Raw genomic sequence first — 18577 nt, 5'->3', positions numbered from 1 at the left:
AGAACGAGTCCCTCCGACCGGCGCGGTCTGCTGCTGTGATCAGCGAGCGGCGGTGCCCTCGACGTAGTCGTCGTCGTGGCTCTTCACCCAGGCCATCAGGTCGCGCAGCTTGTGCCCGACCTCCTCGATCGGGTGCTGCTCGCCCTTGGCCCGCAGCTCCTTGAACTCAGGGGCGCCGGCGTCCTGATCGTCGATGAACCGCTTGGCGAAGGCGCCGTTCTGGACGTCGGTGAGGACGGCCTTCATGTTCTCCTTCACCCGGGCGTCGATCACCCGCGGGCCGGACACGTAATCGCCGTACTCGGCGGTGTCGGAGACGCTCCAGCGCTGCTTGGCGATGCCGCCCTCGTACATCAGGTCGACGATCAGCTTCAGCTCGTGCAGGCACTCGAAATACGCGACCTCGGGCTGGTAACCGGCCTCGATCAGCGTCTCGTAGCCGGCCTGGATCAGCGCGCTGGCGCCACCGCAGAGCACGGCCTGCTCGCCGAACAGGTCGGTCTCGGTCTCCTCGGTGAAGGTGGTCTTGATGCCGCCCGCGCGCAGGCCGCCGATCCCCTTCGCGTACGAGAGCGCGAGGTCCCACGCCTTGCCGGTCGCGTCCTGCTCGACCGCGACCAGCACCGGGACGCCCCGGCCCTCGGCGTACTCGCGGCGGACCAGGTGGCCCGGTCCCTTCGGCGCGACCATGGCCACGTCCACGCCCTCCGGGGGCTTGATGTAGCCGTACCGGATGTTGAAGCCGTGGCTGAAGAACAGCGCGTCGCCCGGCACCAGGTTCGGCTGGATCGCCTCGGCGTACACCTTGCGCTGCGCCGGATCCGGCGTCAGCACCATGATCAGGTCGGCCTCCTCGCAGGCCTCGTACGGGGTCAGCACCCGGAGCCCCTGCGCCTCGGCCTTGGCCCGGCTCTTGCTGCCCTCCTGCAGCCCGACCCGTACGTCGACGCCGGAGTCACGCAGCGACAGCGCGTGCGCGTGCCCCTGGCTGCCGAACCCGAGGACCGCGACGTTGCGTCCCTGGATCACCGACAGGTCGGCGTTGTCGTCGTAAAACATCTCTGCTGCCACGTTCTTCAATCTCCTTGGGTGATCGGGTTTTCTGCCCGGGAAACGCTAAGACACTACTCGAATCGGTTTCGGACGCTCGGACCGGATCGTCCGGTCGGTGATCGACCGGCTGCCCCGGCCGACGGCGACCAGGCCGGACTGGACCAGCTCGCGGATCCCGTACGGCTCCAGCAGTTTCAGCAGCGCGTCCAGCTTCTCCGGGCTGCCGGTTGCCTCGATCGTCATCGCGTCCGCGGTGATGTCGACCACCTTGGCGCCGAACAGTCCGACGATCTCGATCATCTGGCCGCGGGTGTCGGCGTGCGCCTTCACCTTGACCAAGATCAACTCGCGGCGTACGGCGTCGTCCAGCTCGACGATCTTGAGCACCTCGACCAGCTTGTTGAGCTGCTTCGTCAGTTGCTCGAGGATCAGGTCGTCGACGGTGACGACGACCGTGATCCGGGACATCTCGGGGAACTCGGTGGGCCCGACGGCGAGCGAGTCGATGTTGAAGCCGCGCCGCGAGATCAGGCTGGAGATGCGGGCCAGGACGCCCGGCTTGTTCTCGACCAGGACGCTCAGGGTGTGCGTGTTCACAGGTCTTCACCTTCCCAGTTCGGGGCCATGTCGCGGGCCACCTTGATCTCGTCGTTGCTGGTGCCGGCGGCGACCATCGGCCACACCATGGCGTCCTTGTGCACGACGAACTCGACCACCACCGGCGCGTCGTTGATCGACATCGCCTTGTCGATCACCGCGTCCACGTCGCCCGGCTGCTCTGCGCGCAACCCGACGCAGCCCATCGCCTCGGCCAGCTTCTGGAAGTCCGGCACCCGGTTCGTCTTCAGGTCGGTGTTGGAGTAGCGCGAGTTGTAGAACAGCGTCTGCCACTGCCGCACCATGCCCAGGCTCTGGTTGTTGATCACCGCGATCTTGACCGGGATCCCTTCCAGGGCACAGGTGACCAGTTCCTGGTTGGTCATCTGGAAGCAGCCGTCGCCGTCGATCCCCCAGACCACCGCATCGGGCCGGCCGGCCTTGGCGCCCATCGCGGCCGGCACGCAGTAGCCCATGGTGCCGAGGCCGCCGGAGTTCAGCCAGTGCCCCGGCTTCTCGAACGGCAGGTAGTGCGCCGCCCACATCTGGTGCTGGCCGACGCCCGCCACGTAGTAGGCGTCCGGGCCGGCGATCTGGCCGATCCGCTTGATCACGCCCTGCGGCGACAGCGAGCCGTCCTCCGGCTCGTCGTACCCGGTCGGGTAGCGGTCCTTCACGCCGGCCAGCCAGGACGCCCAGTCGTCGATCCGGATCGGGGTGCCGCTCGCCGACAACAGCGCGGTCAGCTCGGCGATGACCTCCTTGCAGTCACCCACGATCGGCACGTCGGCGACCCGGTTCTTGGAGATCTCGGCCGGGTCGATGTCGGCGTGGATGATCTTGGCGCCGGGCGCGAACGAGGACAGTTCGCCGGTCACCCGGTCGTCGAACCGGGCGCCCAGCGAGATCAGCAGATCGCTGCGCTGCAAGGCGCCCACGGCCGCCACCGTGCCGTGCATGCCGGGCATGCCCATGTTGAGCGGGTGGCTGTCCGGGAACACGCCGCGGGCCATCAGCGTGGTCACCACCGGGATCCCGGTCAGCTCGACCAGCGCGGCCAGTTCCTTCGACGCGCCCGCCTTGTAGGCACCGCCGCCGACGTAGAGCACCGGGCGACGCGCCTCGGTGATCAACTTCACGGCTTCCTTGACCTGCTTGCCGTGCGGCTTGGTCACCGGACGGTAGCCGGGCAGATTGATCTCGGTCGGCCACTGGAACCCGGACCTGCTCTGCAGCGCATCCTTGGTGATGTCGACCAGCACCGGGCCCGGCCGGCCGGTCGTCGCCAGATGGAACGCCGAGGCGATCGCACCGGGGATGTCGGCCGGCTTGCGGACCAGGAAGTTGTGCTTGGTGATCGGCATCGTGATGCCGGTGATGTCGGCCTCCTGGAAGGCGTCCGTGCCGATCGCCGGGCCGGCGACCTGCCCGGTGATCGCCACCATCGGCACCGAGTCCATGTGCGCGTCGGCGATCGGCGTGACCAGGTTGGTCGCACCCGGGCCGGAGGTGGCCATGCAGACGCCGGCCTTCCCGGTCACCATCGCGTAGCCCTCGGCCGCGTGGCCCGCGCCCTGCTCGTGCCGGACCAGGATGTGACGTACGAACTTGGAGTCGTAGAGCGGGTCGTACGCCGGAAGGATCGCGCCGCCCGGGATCCCGAATACGGTCTCGGCGCCGACCCGCTCCAGCGACCGCACCAGCGACTGTGCTCCCGTCAGCTGAGCGCCCTCAGCCTCGTTGTCAGTCATCACGACTCCTCGTTTCGTCCATGATCGTCACGCCCGAATCTCCGTACTCAACAAAAAACCCCCGCCGCCGAATGGCAGACGAGGGAGCGTGTCGGTGAGCTTTGCGGCTCAGTCGACACGCTTTGGAAGTACGACAATGCTCGGACGCATAGCCTCACCCTACTCGCGGCTTCCCCGGTGTCAATCGTGTCTTGGATTCCGGAAGGACGCTCGGATGCCCTACTTTCTTGGCGTTTGCGGCGGGTGCGGCCCGGGCGGGCGGGCCGGCTTGCGTAAAGTCGGCCGGGTGTCGTGCATCAGCTTCCTTTCGCCGGAACAGCGGGCCACCCTGGGGCGGGTCACCTGCGAGCTGAGTCCCGAGGAGGTGCAGGCGGCGCACCCGATGCCGCCGGTCACGGACGGCACGCTGGCCCGGATCCGGCTGCTCGCCCGGAATCCCGATCCCGCGATCCGAGCCGCGGCCGCGAGCAAGCGACAGGCTCCCGCCGAGACCCTCGACGCGCTGAGCCGCGACACCGAGGTCGGCGTCCGGAGCAGCGTCGCCCGCAACGAGTCGGCCTCCGCCGACGTGCTGCGCCGGCTCGCCGCGGACCCGTCGGCGCAGGTCCGCGGCTGGGTCGCCGCCAACCGCTCCTGCCCGCGCGAGCTGCTCGACGAACTCAGGGCCGACCCCGACGACACCGTACGGAAGGTTGTCGACTGGGCCTTCGCCTGGGCCTGATCCACCGCTCCGTGCCCGGGCCTGTCGAAGGGGGCCGGATCGCTCCACCGTTCCCTGAGCCTGTCGAAGGGCGAACCAGATCGCACCACCCGTTCCCTGAGCCTGTCGAAGGGCGAACCAGATCGCACCACCCGTTCCCTGAGCCTGTCGAAGGGCGAGCCTGACCGTGCCTTGCCCTTCGACAAGCTCAGGGAGCGTAGGGCGGGCCTGACCGTGCCTTGCCCTTCGACAAGCTCAGGGAGCGTTGGGTCAGCGGGGGCGGCGGTGTTCCCGGCTCGGCAGCGGCTGCCGTACGTTCTGGTCGGTCGGCCCGGCCTGATACCAGTAGGCGACGGTGGACAGGTCGTCGTTGCGCTCGAAGTGGCCGTGGTCCCAGGCACCGATCTGCTGCAGTGTGACCCGGATCCGGCTGCTGAAGATCACCGGGTCGGGCAGATGCCAGCGATACATGCCGTGTGACTGTGCGGTCGGGGTCGCGAAGGGCGAGGCCTGGGTCAGGTCCGTCGCCGAGTAGTACGGATAGCCGCAGTACGGGGCGCTGAAGGTGATCGGGTTCGGCGGCGGGTCGCGGCGCAGTTCGTCCTGGAACGCCCAGGCACCGCCCGCGTAGTCCTCCAGGCCGGTGCTGCACTGGCTCGGGTACTCCCGATCGTCGTCGACGTAGAACTTCACCTCGCCCTCGCCCCACCAGTAGCGCTCCAGCGCGGTCAGGCCGATGTAGCTTCCGACGTATGAGCCGGGCCCGGTCACACCGTCCAGCAGGAGGTGGTCCTCGCCGAGCGTCCCGGTCCCGTTGGTACGCCGCCACTGGGCGTGGAAGGTCGCGGTGTCCGCGGGCAGGTCGTCGCCGATCGTGTAGTCGACCTGGTAGTAGATCCCGTCCACCCGCCCGGGATGATCATTGCCGAGCTCGATCCGGGCGTTGCGGCGGAACGGCATCGGGAAGTAGCAGTTCATCCCGCCGGTCGGCGCGACCACGACCGGCACCGAGGTCACCAGGGCGCGAGCGCCGAACCCGTTGCAGAAGAAGTCGCCGAGCGGCACCTCGACCGCCGGCGCCTCGGCGTCGTCCCACCAGATCCTGAGCACCAGGTCGCGGAGCACCCACGGGCCGGCGGAGGTACGGTCCGGCACGGTCAGCCAGAGATGCCGGATCGTGCCCGGCCCCTCGATCTCGGCCAGCGTCGCCGCACCCCCGGCGTCGATCCCGATTGCCGGCCGCCCCTTCCTGGACGGCCCGAGCGCGGACGCCTCGGTCGCCGCCCGGCCCGGCGCGCCGGTCGGATTCTCGGCGTTGATCGAGCGACTCCGAACGGCGCCGGGCGCCCTGGTGATCATGGTCCAGTCGATCATCGGCTGCTCCCTGCGCAACGGGGTCGGGACTTCAAACTCTAGGCGCGCCGCCTGTCCCGCCGAGCGGCCGCCCCAGTTCCCTCCCGCCGGCCGGCGCCGTCCTCATTCCCGGCGTGCGTCACGCCCGGCGCTCCGACGCGGTATCGGCGGCAGACCCGAGAGGCCGACACCACGGACGTCGCGACCGGCGTTGTCGTCATTCCTCCACGGATCGGGCGTTGCCGCGTGGCAGGCGCACCAACCTGGCCGCCCGTGGAGAAATTCCGACACCTCGCCGCCGCGCCGGGGAATGGCAGCGGGACACGGGCGGGTGTGGCAGCCCGAGCGGGTGGAGCCCGCTTGGCACGGACCGCGAGCCGCTGGCGCCCACCGATCAGCGACCGCCAGCCGGCCGACCATGCCGACGGTTTGTCGACCGCACCTACGCTCCGGGCATGCGCGGTGCGCTCGCCCCGGCCGGGCTGATCATGATCGTCTTGCTGGTGGGCTGCACGCCGGATCCCGGTTCGCCCGTACCCGATCCGACCTTGTCCGGATCCTCGGTGGCGAGCGGCCCGACGTCCGCCACCCCGCCGATCTCGCCCTCCCCCGACCCATCGTCCGCACCGCCGACGCCGAATTCGCCGAATCCGTCGCCGACCCGGGCTCCGGCCGAGGTGTCGGCGCGCCGAATGGTGGCCGACGTGGAGCGGTTGGCCGGCGAGATCGGGCCGCGGGAGGCGACGTCGAAGGCGTTCCGGGAGGCGGCGGACCTGGTCGAACAGCGGTTCCGCGAGCTCGGATACCGGACCCGGCGGACCGCGGTGAAGGTGCCGGCCGGGAATTCCTGGGGCACTCCGGTCCGGGCCGGCACCTCGGCGAACGTCATCGCTGATTCGCCCGGTTTGGATCCCGAAGCCGATCATGTGGTGATCGGTGCGCATCTGGACACCGTGGCCCGCGCGCCCGGCGCCGAGGACAACGCCTCCGGCATCGCGGTGCTGCTCGAGCTGGCCCGGCTGGGCCGCCTGGCGCCGCCCGGGGTGCCGGTCCGGTTCGTCGCGTTCGGTGCCGAGGAACCGCGTGGCGACGGCGACTCGCTGCACCACTTCGGCTCCCAGCAACTCGTCGCCGGACTGTCCCCGGCCGAGCGGCGGGCGATCCGCGGGATGGTGTCGCTGGACCGGGTCGGAGTGCCGGCCGACCGGGTGCCGGTCTGCCGGGCCGGGTCGCGCGGCGCCGACCTGCAAGATCAACTCCGGGCCGCGGGCCGAGCCGCGAAGATCGACACCCGCGCCTGCGAGGACCGGGCCAGTGATCACTGGTCGTACCAGAAGGCGGGGATTCCGGCGGTCCGGCTGGGCAAGATCGCCTACGCCGGCTACCACTCCCCCGACGACGTGCCGTCCGTCGTCGACGGTGATCAGCTCGCCCGCGCGGCCCGGCTCGTCCGGGCCTGGCTGAGCCGGAGTTGATCAAGGACGGGCGTACGGGCCGCGGCTGTGCCCGGCGATGTCGGCCAAGATCGACTCGGCCCGGGCCTGGCTCGCCGGGCGGGGCGTGAACCGGTCGTCGATCACGTACGGGACCGGCTCCACGGCCCGGACCTCGCCGTCCCAGGCCACGATCTCCAGGAACACGCCCTCGTTGGTCTTGGTCTGGAAGTCCATGTCGAACACGAAGTTGCCCAGCGAGTGCACCACGGTCGCGTCGCCGATCGGCTCCCAGCCCTGCACCCAGTGCGGATGGCCGCCGATGATCAGATCGGCGCCCGCCTCGGCGAAGACGCGGGCCGCGGTGCGCTGGCTCGGCTCCGCGACATGGGTGTACTGGGTGCCCCAGTGCGGGATCACGATCACCAGGTCCACCCGCTCGTCCAGCTTCTTGATGTCGCCCGCGATGCGGTCCAGGGCGGCGCGGTCCAGCGGGCCGGTGCGCGGCGGCATGTTCAGCCGGTTGGTGCCGGGCCGGCTGTTCGTCGCGGCCGGCGTCTCGCCGATCGACTCCGTACCGAGGAAGCCGATCCGAACCTTCCCGTCGGTGATCACCACCGGCCGCCGCGCCCGGGCAAGATCACGACCGGCGCCGACGTAGTCGATCCCGGCCGCGTCCAGTTCGAGGAAGGTCTGCAGCATCGCCGCCCGCCCGTAGTCCCCGACGTGGTTGTTGGCCAGCGAGACCAGGTCGAAGCCGGCCAGCGCCAGCCCGTCCAGCACCTGCGGGTCGGCGCCGAACGAATCGCCGCCCTGGGTCGGCTCGCCGTCGGTGGACAGCGTCGACTCGAGATTGCCCACCGTGATCTCGGCGGCCGCGAGGCGCTTCGCGTACGGGCGCAGCGGCCCCGCCGGGTCGTCCCGGTGGGCCGCCGCCACCCGCCGGGCCAGCATCAGATCGCCGGTGACCGTGATCGTGGTGACCTCGCCGACCGGACGGTCGGCTGCGGTGGTCAGCGGATAGCGAGCCGGGTCGCGGAGCGGGTGCCGGCCGTCGACGGTCAGCACCCGTACCGTTTCGTCGATCTCGGTGGCCGGCACTGCCGCGACGACCGACCGGTCGCGCCGGACGCGGTCCAGCCCGGCGACCGTGAACGACGCCCCGTCCGCCGTGACCCGCTCCGCCCGGCCCTCGACGACCGCCCGGGCCGCCGCGAGGTCCACGTCCAGGACCGGGTGCGTGGCGTGCACGGCGAGCACCACCGGCAGCCGGTACCGCGGCTCAGCCGGCACCGGGCTCCGGCTCGAACTCGGTGCGGCCGGGCTCGCCGCGCCCCGGTCTGGGCTCGACGGTGGCTCCGACGGCGGGATCGGCGCCGGAGCCGTACAAGCCGCGACCAGCAGCACGGCCGCAGGCCAGGGCCGCTTCATCTCTCGAGTGTGCCAAACGCCGCCTCAGGCCGTACCGGTGACGACCTGTCCCGACTTCACATGGACGTCGATCTTGGCCAGCGGAGCCGAGGCCGGGCCGCCGAGCACCGCGCCGTCGGACGGGCTGAACTTCGACTGGTGGCACGGGCAGATCAACTCCTGGCCGCTCGGCTCCACGGTGCAGCCCTTGTGCGTGCAGATCGCGCTGAACGCGACCGCCTCCGAGTCCGAGTGCCGGCAGACCAGAACGTCGGCGCCGTCGGCTTTGACGAGTACGGCTTCGCCGACCTTGACCTGGTCCAACGCCGTCAGCGTGGTGCCCTCCTTCGGCTGGCCGGACTCGCCGCCCTCCGCGGGCTGACTCGCCGGTCCGCCGGGGGTTCCGGTCTCGGTGGCCGTGGGACTGCAACCGGCCAGGGCGAGCGCGCCGGCGCCGACTCCGACCATCATCTGGCGGCGGGTCGGATGCGTGCTGAACTCCATGGTCGTGCCCTTTCTCGTGGTCGAGCTGGGGGTCGGGGAACACCCCTCACTACGGGGGCCGGACCGCCCCGGTTCACCCGTACCGCGAAATTTTCTGAACCCGGATTGAACGCCGGCGCCGCCGACCCCGTATCTCTCGGTGTCGAAACGTTCGGTGGGAGGTTCGAGATGAGTGAGTCCGTTGCGACACGACGGCTGCCCGCGGGCGGGTCGATCGTGACCGCCGAGGCCACGCCCGCGCTGCAGGTGGTCCGGGGCCTGGTGGCCGCGGCCGTGCTGCTGTCGGCCGACATCCACCTGGTGCTCTACCTGGACGGGTTCGCCGACATCCCGGTAATCGGTCCGCTGTTCCTGGTCAACGTGGTGGCCGGCTTGATCATCGGGGTCGGGTTGTTGATCGTCCGGCACTGGTTCCTGGCCTTCGTCGCGGCCGGCTTCGGGGCGGCCACGTTCGCCGCGTACCTGATCTCGGCGACCGTCGGCCTGTTCGGGGTACGGGAGCAGACCTGGGACGCGCAGGCCGTGCTCGCCGCGGTGTCGGAGATCGTGGCGGCCGTCGGTGGTGTCGTGCTGATGGTGGCCTGGCTACGATCCCGTACCAGAGCGAACACCGTGGGGTGACGGGTGCCGGACGGCCAGGCGGAGCTGATGCGCCGGCTGCATGATGATCATGCAGCCGCGCTCTGGTGGTACGCCCTGCGGCTGACCGGCGGCGACCGGGCCCGGGCCGAGGACGTCGTCCAGGAGACCATGCTGCGGGCCTGGCGGCATCCGGACGTGCTGGACGCCGACTCAGCACGGTCGTGGCTGTTCACCGTGGCCAAGCGGATCGTGATCGACGAGTGGCGCACCGTACGGGCGCGCAGCGAGGTGCCGGTCGCCGAACTGCCGGGCACCGGGCGGTATGCGGTGGCCGACGACGAGGCCGAGCGGTCCATGCTGGTGTTCAGCATCGCCGAGGCCCTGGAACGGCTCTCGCCGGCCCACCGCGAAGTGGTCGTCGAATGCCACTACCGCGGCCATTCGGTCGCGGAGGCGGCGCACCGGATCGGGGTGCCGGAGGGCACGGTCAAGTCGCGGCTGCACTACGCGTTGCGAGCCCTGCGGCTCGCGTTGGAGGAGATGGGGGTGACCGAGTGATGCCACAGGACAGGTTCGCGTCCTACGACGCCGCGTATGTCCTCGGCGCACTCTCGCCGAAGGACCGGCAGGAGTACGAACAGCATCTGCGGGAATGCCCGGACTGCGCGAACGCGGTCCGGGAACTGGCCGGGATGCCCGGACTGCTCGCCCAGGTGCCGCCCTCGCTGCTGCCGACCGACGCCGAGCGCCCGGAACTGCCGCCCGACGACCTGCTGCCCAAGCTGCTGGACCGGGTGCGCGGTGAGCGGCTGCGCCGCCGGATGATCACGATCGGAACGTCCGTCCTGGCCGCGGCCGCCTGCCTGGCCCTGGCGTTCATGATCATCTTCCGCCCGGTGGTCGGCGACGAACCGACCGCCATTCCGACCGCGACCATGAGCCCGGTCAGCAACGCCCCGGTCTGGGCCACCATCGGCCTGGAGCAGGTCGACTGGGGCACCAAGGTCGACATGCACTGCATGTACGAGAAGCGCCCCGGCTACAACAAGAGCGGCGTCTACCTACTCGTCGTCGTCGCCAAGGACGGCTCCGAGGAACAGGTCGGCGCCTGGCGGGTGAAGCCCGGCCAGGACGCCCGCTTCCCCGCCGCCACCTCGCACTCGATCAGCGAGATCGCCTCCATCGAGGTCCGGACCACCTCGAACAAGACGCTGCTCAGCCTCAAGCCCTGAGCGGGACCGTCAGCGGGCCTCGGGGTCACGGGCGAGGACGGTACGGCCGCCGTCGACCGGGACGACGGCGCCGGTGATGAAGCCGGAGTCGGGTGAGAGCAGGAAGGCGATGGTGGCGGCGACCTCTTCGGGGCGGCCGACCCGGCCGAGCGGGTGGATGGCGGCCATCTCGCGTTCGGTGGCGGCGGCGCCGTCGGGGCCGAGGTCGTCCAGGTAGCGCTCGTAGCGGGCGGTGGTGATCGAGCCGAGGGCGGCGCAGTTGACCCGGATCCCGTCCCGGCCGTACTCGACGGCCAGGGCTCGGGTCAGGCCCTCGACGGCCGCCTTCGCCGTCGCGTACGGGGTCGCGCCGGGCACCGCCTGCTTCGCCTGGTGCGAGGACACGTTGACGATCGCGCCCGGGGTGCCGGCGGACCGGAAGCGGCGGACGGCGGTCGTGCAGCCGACCACGGCCGGAGCCAGGTTCAGCGTGACCGCGTCGAGTACGGCCTCCGGCGGGTCGGCGTGCACTGAGGCGTCCCGGAACACGGCGGCGTTGTTCACCCAGCCGGCCAACGGGCCGGCCAGGTCGGCCGCGCGTTCGGTCACCGCCGGATCGGCGGCGCTGCCGGTGACGACGCCGAGGCGATCGGCCGCCGGATGATCATCGGTCCAGGCGGTGACCGCCGGATCGAGCTCGATGATGATCACCCGGTTGCCGTCGGCGAGCAGGCGTTCGACGGCGGCCCGGCCGATGCCCTGGCCGCCGCCGGTCACCACGATGCCGGCCGGTTCCATGATCAGGTGCAGATGGCGCCGACGTTGGCGGACTGGACCAGCTTGGCGTACTTGGCCAGCACGCCCCGCGGGGCCGGCCGCTCGAGCGGGGTCCAGGCCTCGCGCCGGCGCTGCAGTTCGTCGGCGGACAGGTCCACGTCGAGTTTGCCGTTGGCGACGTCGAGCGTGATCTTGTCGCCGTTCTCGATCAGGGCGATCGGGCCGCCCTCGGTGGCCTCGGGGGCGATGTGGCCGACGCAGAGGCCGGTGGTGCCGCCGGAGAACCGGCCGTCGGTGATCAACATGACGTCCTTGCCGAGGCCGGCGCCCTTGATCGCTCCGGTGATCGCCAGCATCTCGCGCATGCCGGGGCCGCCCTTCGGGCCCTCGTACCTGATCACCACGACGTCGCCGGCGGTGATCGTGCCGTCCTCCAGCGCGTCCATCGCGGCCCGCTCGCCGTCGAACACCCGCGCCGTCCCGGTGATCACCTCGGTGTCGAAGCCGGCGCTCTTCACCACCGCGCCCTCCGGCGCCAGCGACCCGCTGAGGATCGTGATGCCACCGGTCGGGTGCATCGGGTTCGACAGCGCCCGGACGATGGTGCCGTCGACGTCCGGCGGGTTGATGTCGGCCAGGTTCTCGGCCAGCGTCTTGCCGGTCACGGTCAGGCAGTCGCCGTGCAGCAGCCCGGCGTCGAGCAGCGCCCGCATCACCACCGGCACGCCGCCGACCCGGTCGACGTCGTTCATCACGAACCGGCCGAACGGCTTCAGGTCGCCCAGGTGCGGCACCTTCTTGCCGACCCGGACGAAGTCGTCCAGGCTCAGCTCGACCTCGGCCTCGTTGGCGATCGCGAGCAGGTGCAGCACCGCGTTGGTGGAGCCGCCGAAGGCCATCACCACGGCGATCGCGTTCTCGAACGCCTCCTTGGTCATGATCTGCCGCGCCGTGATGCCGCGCCGGAGCAGCTCGACGACGGCCTCGCCACTCTGCCGCGCGTACGTGTCACGGCGGCGCGCCACCGCCGGCGGGGAGGCCGAGCCGGGCAGCGACATGCCCAGCGCCTCGGCCGCGCTGGCCATGGTGTTCGCCGTGTACATGCCGCCGCAGGCGCCCTCACCGGGGCAGATCGCCTTCTCGATCTCGGTGACCTCCTCGCGGGTGATCAAGCCTCGGACGCAGGCACCGACCGCCTCGAAGGCGTCGATGATCGTCACGTCCTTGTCACCCACCCGGCCGGGCATGATCGAACCGGCGTAGAGGAACACCGAGGACAGGTCCAGCCGCGCGGCGGCCATCAGCATGCCGGGCAGCGACTTGTCGCAGCCGGCCAGCAGCACCGACCCGTCCAGCCGCTCGGCCTCCATCACGGTCTCCACGGAGTCGGCGATGATCTCCCGGCTGACCAGCGAGTAGTGCATGCCGACGTGGCCCATCGAGATCCCGTCCGACACCGAGATGGTGCCGAACTCCAGCGGGTAGCCGCCGGACGCGTGGACGCCGTCCTTGACCGCTTTGGCGAGCCGGTCCAGGGACAGGTTGCAGGGGGTGATCTCGTTCCAGCTGGACGCGACGCCGACCTGCGGCTTCGCGAAGTCCTCGTCGCCCATCCCGACCGCGCGGAGCATGCCGCGGGCCGCCGTGGCCTCGAGGCCGTCGGTCACCACGCGGGAGCGCGGCTTGATGTCGGGACCGGGGGTCGTGTCGGTGGTCATAGGGCCGTAATCTACGCCCCGGTCACCGCGTGCTTCCCGGTGGTCCGGGCCGCGTTGCGGCGCAGTTCCGCGACGGCCAGCGCGACGATCAGGGTCGCGCCGAGCACCGGCCCGATCAGGCCGACCAGATCCTGCAGCGCCGAGTAGGCGAGTTCCTTGCCCTGCCCGTACGGCAGCAGGGCGAGCGGCGGGCAGGCACAGACCCAGACCACCCAGGCACCGGCCATGATCTTGGTCCACCGGGGCAACGGCTCCAGCGGCAGCGGCCGCGGCACCCGGAGCGCCACCGCGACGGCGAGCGGCAGGATCCAGACGAAGTGGTGCGTCCAGGACAGCGGCGAGGCCAGGCAGGTGCTCAGGCCGACGATGCCGATCGCGAAGGCGTACTGCCGGCGGCGCCACCACTGCGCCGCGATCACGGTGCCGGTCAGCGCGATCAGACCGCCGATCGCGAGCCCGGCCAGGGTGATCGCCCGGGAGTCGCCGAACAGCCGGAAGAACACGCCGAGCAGTGACTGGTTGCCGACGTAGAGCGGCGAGGCGGTCCGGGTGTCGCCGCCCAGCAGCCCGCCGAAGAACGACACCGTCTGGGGCCAGAGGAAGATCGCGCCGATCCCGGTCAGCACGGCGAAGCTGATCATGGCGGTGATCGCGGTCCGGCGCTTCCCGATCAGGAACGCGAAGATCACGAACAGCGCCGGCGTGAGCTTGATCGCCGCGGCCAGGCCGATCAGGATGCCGCGCGGCAGCAGCCGCCGCTCCCCCGGCCGGTCCGGCAGCAGGTCCATCACCACGAGGGCCATCAGCAGGGTGTTCACCTGGCCGTACCCGAGCGTCGTCCGGATCGGCTCCACCGCGAGGACCACGACGATCCCGATCACCGCGAGCTTCCAGCCGCGCGGCACCCCACAACGCCGCAGCACGGTCTGCTGGGCCGCAACCAGGCCGAGCGTCCAGAGCACCTGCCACATGACGTACGGGCCGAAGGCGAGCGGGATCATCAGGATCGCCGCGATCGGCGGATAGATGAAGTAGAGGCCCCAGCCGGGCGTCGTGGTGGCGAAGATGTCCTTGCCGGCCAGGAGATCCTTGACCGCGTAGACGTACACCTGGAGGTCGATCGTCTGCGGCTCCCAGGGGAAGTAGCTGCCGTCGAAGGAGATCACGAACGGCAAGATCACCAACGCGACGGCGAACGGCGGCAGCAGCTCGAGAGCCAGCCGGCCGAGGCTGCGGCCGGTGACCCGCGGCATGATCGTCTCCTGGTCCTTGGTCAAGGTCATGCGGCTCCGTTGATCTGCGCCAGCACGGCGTCCAGCTCTTCCGGCTCGGTCGGCTTCGGGTTGATCAGATTCCGCAGGCCGGGGGCGTCGGCGTAGCGCGGGATCAGATGGACGTGCAGATGGAACACCTCCTGGCCGGCCACCGCCCCGGCCGACGAGGAGAGGTTGAGCCCGTCGGCGCCGAGCCGGTCCACCAGCAGCCGGGCGCAGGTGTCGATCGCCGGGCCGAGGTCGGCCATCACCGGAGCACCCTCGACCACGCTGGTCACGTGCTCGCGCGGCACCACCAGGGTGTGCCCCCGGTGCCACGGCTGCAGGTCGAGGAACGCGATCGCATGATCGTCCTCGTACACCCGGCGGGACGGGAACTCCCCGCTGATGATCTTGCAGAAGACACAATCAGCCATTGATCACGTTCTCCAGTTCCTCACCGGCGGCGAACCGGCGCAGTTGGTTCGCCAGGAAGCGGTCGGAGCGCGGCTCGCCCGCGGAGCTGGCACCGCCGACGTGCGGCACGATCGTCACCCCGGGAATGCGCCAGAGCGGATGGTCCGGCGGCAGCGGCTCGGGGTGGGTGACGTCGAGCGCGGCCCGGATCCGGCCGGTGCTCGTCTCGGCCACCAGGGCGTCGGTGTCGATCAGCCGGCCGCGGGCGACGTTGACCACCAGGGCGTTGTCCGGCAGCAGCTTCAGCGCGGCGGCATCGATGATTCGCTCGGTCTGCGGCGTCAGCGGCGCGATCACGAACACGATGTCGGCCTCCGGCAGCAGGTCCGGCAGCCGGTCGACCGGCTGCACCTCAGGTTCGGTACGGGCTCGGCGGGCGACCCGGGTCACCGAGGCGACCTCGAACCCGGCCAGCCGTCGCTCGATGGCCGCGCCGATCCGGCCGTAGCCGAGGATCAGCACCCGCTGGTCGGCCAGCCCGACGCCCATCCGGCCGCGCCACACCCCCTCGGCCTGGTTCCGCGCGAATTCGTCCAGGTGCCGGCCGTTGGCCAGCGCCAGCGCGATCGCCAGCTCGGAGGTCGCGGTGTCGTGGATGCCGCCGCCGTTGCACAGCGTGACGCCCTCGGGCACGTGCGGCAGGACGCCCTCGTACCCGGCGTAGAGGATCTGGGCGATCTTCAGGTTCGTCATCTCCGACGCCCGGGAGAACGCCTCCTTCGGCGACTTGGACAGCACGTAGAACTCCACCTCGGCGATGGAGTCCGGCCAGGCACCGTCGCCGGGGAAGCAGTCCACCTCGAGCCCGTCCGGGATGCCGCCGAGCCGGCGCTCGGCCTCGGCGAGGTCCCGGAAGGGCAGCCAGACGCGACGGGTCATGCGGGTGCACCTCCGGCGCCGACGGGCGTGCGAACCGGGTAGCCGGCGGCGGCGAGGGCCGCCTTCACGTCGGCGACCCGCAGCGTACCGAAGTGGAACACGCTGGCCGCCAGCACGGCATCGGCTCCCGCATCGACGGCGGGCGGGAAGTCCTCGGCCCGGCCCGCGCCGCCGGAGGCGATCAACGGGACGTCGACCACGGCTCGTACCGCGGCGATCATGTCCAGATCGAAGCCGGACGTGGTCCCGTCGGCGTCCATGGAGTTGAGCAGGATCTCCCCCACCCCGAGGTCGACCCCGCGGCGGGCCCATTCGATCGCGTCCAGGCCGGCACTCTTCCGGCCGCCGTGGGTGGTCACCTCGAACCCGGACGGCTGGTCCGGACTCCGGCGCGCGTCGACCGAGAGCACCAGCACCTGGTTGCCGAACCGCCGGGTGATCTCGCCGATCACCTCGGGCCGGTGGATCGCGCCGGTGTTGATCGCGACCTTGTCGGCGCCGGCGCGGAGCAGGGTGTCGACGTCGGCGACCGAGCTGACCCCGCCGCCGACCGTGAGCGGGATGAACACGGTCTCCGCGGTCCGCCGGACCACCTCGAGCGTCGTCTCCCGACCCTCGACCGAGGCGGAGATGTCGAGGAAGGTGAGTTCGTCGGCCCCCTCGGCGTCGTACACGGACCCGAGTTCGACCGGGTCGCCGGCGTCGCGCAGGTCGACGAAGTTGACCCCCTTGACCACGCGTCCGCCGTGGACGTCGAGGCAGGGAATGACACGGACCGCGACCGTCATGCCGGCCTCCGTGGGATGAGGTTCACGGCGCCTACCCTATTCCGACTCGCCGAGCCTCTTCTCGAAGCTCAGTTCGCGGCGCCCGTCGACGACCCGGTCGCCGGGACGCTCGACCTCGGTGAAGCCGGCCCGGCGGTAGAAGGCGATGGCGCGGGCGTTGTCCGACCACACGCCGAGCCGGAGCCTGCCGCAGCCGCGCTCCGACGCCCACTGCTCCACGGTCTCGACCAGCGTCGCGGCGACGTCCTGCCCGCGGACCTCAGGTGCAACCCAGAACGACATCAGCTCCGCGACGCCCGGCTCCTCGGCCAGGCGCCCGCAGGCGACGCCGACCGCCCGGTCCTCCGTGAGGGCCGCGAGGTGCAGCCACGGGAATTCCAGCCGCTCCCCCCAGCGGTGCTCCGGCGCGTCCTCCCAGTCCGCCAGCTTCGAGCCGAAGGCGTACGGGGCGTCACGCAGCGACGCCAGCCGCAATTCCCGCCACAGCCTCCAGTCGGCCGGAGTCAACACCTTCATCCTGATCACCGGCACACACTCATCGACCGGATCCCGCGGCGCAATCGAGTTTGTCCGGCCGACCTGCCCGCGGAGGAACGGACTGTCGCGAGGCGGCCAGGTCAGGCGTCCTCCGCTTCGTCCTCGGGCCGACGCAGCAGCCGGGTGGCCGCGTCGCCGACCAGAGCTGGGGCGGAGTCCGCGGACGACCAGACCTTGCTGACCAGGAAGTCACGGAACCTCAAGGCCTGTTCGGTCGTGGCGAAGTCCAGTTCGATGATCAGCGTCTGGGGATCGTCGAGCGGGCTGCGAACCCGGTCGGCCAGGACTCCGGACCGCTCCCGTACGTCCCGGAACCGGTCGAAGGCCCGGCGCCAGGTCGGGTAGTCGCTGATCCTGTGTTCGATGTGCAACGTGATCATGATCTGCTCCTTCGTGATCATGGAGTGAGGTTGTCGCTTCGACCGTAGGACCCGCCTGAGGTTCGGCACCATCCGCGATTTCCGGGAGATTTCGGGCGTACGCTCGAGTCGTGGCGACGCAGCCGCCGTGGGCCCGGGCCAGGGCACGGATCGAACGGATCTGTGCCGCACGGTTGGACGCCCGCGAAGTCCGGCTCGAGGTGCTGGCCCAGCTCCGGGCGGTGATCGGCTTCGACGCGTACGCCTGGCTGATCACCGATCCGCAGACGGAGGTGGGTGGGTCCCCACTGGCTGACGTGCCATGGCTACCGGAACTGCCGGCGGCGATCAAGCTCAAGTACCTCACCGCGGTGAACCGCTGGACCGAACTCCCTGCCGCGGCCGCCAGTCTGTGGCAGGCCACCGGCGGCGAACTCGGCGAGAGCCGCATCTGGCGCGACCTGCTCTGCCGGTACGGGATCACCGACGTACTGTCGGCCGTCTTCCGGGATCGCCACGGCTGTTGGGGATTCCTCGACCTCTGGCGGTCCGGCACCCCGTTCGGGCCGGGCGAGATCTCCTACGTCCGGACCCTGGCCGGGCTGCTCGCCCGGGCCCTGCGCGGAGCGGTGGCCCGGAGCTTCGCCGCCGAGGGTCCCGCGTACGAGGGCGGGCCGATGGTCCTGCTGCTCGGAGCGGACCTCGCCGTACGGGCGCAGACGGGTCCGACCTCGACCGCGCTCCGGCTGCTGGTCCCACCGGAGGCCGGCGACGACCCGGTGCCAGCGGGCGCCTACAACGTCGCGGCCCAACTGCTCGCGCGGGAAGCGGGGATCGACCTCCATCCCCCAGTGACCCGGGTCCATCTCGACGCCGGCCGCTGGGTCACGCTGCGCGCCGCCCGGATCGGCCTCGAACCGGCGGCCGGCGCCAGCGACGACCGCGACCTCGCCGTCAGCATCGAACGCACGGAACCGACCCACCGCGCGGAGGTGTTCGCGAGGGCGTACGGGCTCAGTCCGCGTGAACGGCAACTGCTGATCACGCTCGCCGGCGGCCCGGACACCCGTGATCTCGCGGCCCGGCTGTACCTCTCCGAACACACTGTGCAGGACCACCTGCGCTCGATCTTCGACAAGACCGGAGTCCGCCACCGGTCCGCCCTGATCGGCCGGGCCTTCGGGCACTGAGTTCC

Annotated in this window: 20 protein-coding genes; 6 read left to right on the top strand and 14 right to left on the bottom strand. The window is 70.9% G+C overall.

Going from position 1 to position 18577, the window contains the following annotated elements; all coding sequences use genetic code 11:
- Positions 1–39: 39 nt before the first annotated feature.
- From ilvC to AC6CCG_RS15755, 3 genes are read right to left on the bottom strand one after another with little or no spacing between them, the layout of a single operon-like run.
- Positions 40–1059, bottom strand: a complete 1020-nt coding sequence (gene ilvC / locus AC6CCG_RS15765; RefSeq protein ID WP_496656272.1) for a ketol-acid reductoisomerase — start codon at positions 1057–1059, stop codon at positions 40–42.
- A 57-nt stretch (positions 1060–1116) separates the two neighbouring features.
- Positions 1117–1650 (bottom strand): acetolactate synthase small subunit, encoded by a 534-nt coding sequence (ilvN, locus tag AC6CCG_RS15760; protein WP_496655524.1) that lies wholly within the window; start codon positions 1648–1650, stop codon positions 1117–1119.
- Positions 1647–3401, bottom strand: a complete 1755-nt coding sequence (locus AC6CCG_RS15755) for an acetolactate synthase large subunit (RefSeq protein WP_496655523.1) — start codon at positions 3399–3401, stop codon at positions 1647–1649. Before AC6CCG_RS15755 ends, ilvN begins: the two co-directional genes overlap by 4 nt.
- A 286-nt stretch (positions 3402–3687) precedes the next feature.
- Between AC6CCG_RS15755 and AC6CCG_RS15750 the strand changes: the two genes are divergently transcribed.
- Positions 3688–4122: a hypothetical protein gene (locus tag AC6CCG_RS15750; RefSeq protein ID WP_496655522.1), complete on the top strand. Its 435-nt coding sequence runs from the start codon at positions 3688–3690 to the stop codon at positions 4120–4122.
- Between the two features lie 249 nt (positions 4123–4371).
- On the opposite strand, the gene AC6CCG_RS15745 is transcribed toward AC6CCG_RS15750, so the two are convergent.
- A complete protein-coding gene (locus AC6CCG_RS15745; protein ID WP_496655521.1) occupies positions 4372–5475 on the bottom strand; it encodes a glycoside hydrolase family 172 protein in 1104 nt (367 codons plus the stop codon).
- Between the two features lie 434 nt (positions 5476–5909).
- Here AC6CCG_RS15745 and AC6CCG_RS15740 point away from each other — a divergent pair, with 434 nt between their 5' ends.
- Positions 5910–6929: a M28 family metallopeptidase gene (locus AC6CCG_RS15740; protein ID WP_496655520.1), complete on the top strand. Its 1020-nt coding sequence runs from the start codon at positions 5910–5912 to the stop codon at positions 6927–6929.
- On the opposite strand, the gene AC6CCG_RS15735 is transcribed toward AC6CCG_RS15740, so the two are convergent.
- Positions 6930–8318: a CapA family protein gene (locus tag AC6CCG_RS15735; protein ID WP_496655518.1), complete on the bottom strand. Its 1389-nt coding sequence runs from the start codon at positions 8316–8318 to the stop codon at positions 6930–6932.
- 24 nt (positions 8319–8342) lie between these two features.
- Positions 8343–8801: a QcrA and Rieske domain-containing protein gene (locus AC6CCG_RS15730; protein WP_496655517.1), complete on the bottom strand. Its 459-nt coding sequence runs from the start codon at positions 8799–8801 to the stop codon at positions 8343–8345.
- Positions 8802–8969: 168 nt separating this feature from the next.
- Here AC6CCG_RS15730 and AC6CCG_RS15725 point away from each other — a divergent pair, with 168 nt between their 5' ends.
- From AC6CCG_RS15725 to AC6CCG_RS15715, 3 genes are read left to right on the top strand one after another with little or no spacing between them, the layout of a single operon-like run.
- Complete coding sequence (locus AC6CCG_RS15725; protein WP_496655516.1) at positions 8970–9422, top strand: hypothetical protein; 453 nt, start codon at positions 8970–8972, stop codon at positions 9420–9422.
- A gap of 3 nt (positions 9423–9425) precedes the next feature.
- Positions 9426–9941 carry a sigma-70 family RNA polymerase sigma factor gene (locus tag AC6CCG_RS15720; RefSeq protein WP_496655515.1) on the top strand — a complete coding sequence of 172 codons (516 nt, stop codon included), beginning with the start codon at positions 9426–9428 and terminating at the stop codon, positions 9939–9941.
- Positions 9941–10615: an anti-sigma factor family protein gene (locus AC6CCG_RS15715; RefSeq protein ID WP_496655514.1), complete on the top strand. Its 675-nt coding sequence runs from the start codon at positions 9941–9943 to the stop codon at positions 10613–10615. The genes AC6CCG_RS15720 and AC6CCG_RS15715 overlap by 1 nt, the downstream gene beginning before the upstream one ends.
- Before the next feature lie 9 nt (positions 10616–10624).
- Here AC6CCG_RS15715 and AC6CCG_RS15710 read toward each other — a convergent pair whose 3' ends face one another.
- From AC6CCG_RS15710 to AC6CCG_RS15675, 8 genes are all read right to left on the bottom strand, one after another.
- On the bottom strand, positions 10625–11392 hold the full coding sequence (locus AC6CCG_RS15710; RefSeq protein WP_496655513.1) for an SDR family NAD(P)-dependent oxidoreductase: 768 nt from the start codon (positions 11390–11392) through the stop codon (positions 10625–10627).
- A 2-nt stretch (positions 11393–11394) separates the two neighbouring features.
- Positions 11395–13089, bottom strand: a complete 1695-nt coding sequence (gene ilvD, locus AC6CCG_RS15705; protein WP_496655512.1) for a dihydroxy-acid dehydratase — start codon at positions 13087–13089, stop codon at positions 11395–11397.
- An 11-nt stretch (positions 13090–13100) separates the two neighbouring features.
- The gene (locus AC6CCG_RS15700; RefSeq protein ID WP_496655511.1) at positions 13101–14372 is read right to left on the bottom strand and encodes a glycosyltransferase 87 family protein; all 1272 of its coding nucleotides are present in this window, start codon (positions 14370–14372) and stop codon (positions 13101–13103) included.
- The gene (locus AC6CCG_RS15695; RefSeq protein ID WP_496655509.1) at positions 14369–14779 is read right to left on the bottom strand and encodes an HIT family protein; all 411 of its coding nucleotides are present in this window, start codon (positions 14777–14779) and stop codon (positions 14369–14371) included. The genes AC6CCG_RS15700 and AC6CCG_RS15695 overlap by 4 nt, the downstream gene beginning before the upstream one ends.
- Positions 14772–15698, bottom strand: coding sequence for a 2-hydroxyacid dehydrogenase (locus AC6CCG_RS15690; protein ID WP_496655508.1), 927 nt, complete (start codon positions 15696–15698; stop codon positions 14772–14774). Before AC6CCG_RS15690 ends, AC6CCG_RS15695 begins: the two co-directional genes overlap by 8 nt.
- Positions 15695–16486 carry an imidazole glycerol phosphate synthase subunit HisF gene (gene hisF / locus AC6CCG_RS15685; protein ID WP_496655507.1) on the bottom strand — a complete coding sequence of 264 codons (792 nt, stop codon included), beginning with the start codon at positions 16484–16486 and terminating at the stop codon, positions 15695–15697. Before hisF ends, AC6CCG_RS15690 begins: the two co-directional genes overlap by 4 nt.
- Positions 16487–16522: 36 nt before the next feature.
- Positions 16523–17002, bottom strand: a complete 480-nt coding sequence (locus AC6CCG_RS15680) for a GNAT family N-acetyltransferase (RefSeq protein WP_496656270.1) — start codon at positions 17000–17002, stop codon at positions 16523–16525.
- 101 nt (positions 17003–17103) lie between these two features.
- Positions 17104–17424: a hypothetical protein gene (locus AC6CCG_RS15675; RefSeq protein WP_496655506.1), complete on the bottom strand. Its 321-nt coding sequence runs from the start codon at positions 17422–17424 to the stop codon at positions 17104–17106.
- A gap of 89 nt (positions 17425–17513) precedes the next feature.
- Here AC6CCG_RS15675 and AC6CCG_RS15670 point away from each other — a divergent pair, with 89 nt between their 5' ends.
- Positions 17514–18572: a helix-turn-helix transcriptional regulator gene (locus tag AC6CCG_RS15670; protein WP_496655505.1), complete on the top strand. Its 1059-nt coding sequence runs from the start codon at positions 17514–17516 to the stop codon at positions 18570–18572.
- Positions 18573–18577 lie beyond the last annotated feature (5 nt).

The organism is Microlunatus sp. YIM B11417, assembly GCF_059617205.1.
The sequence above is the reverse complement of the archived record's forward strand: the minus strand, read 5'-3'. Positions and strand labels throughout refer to the sequence as shown.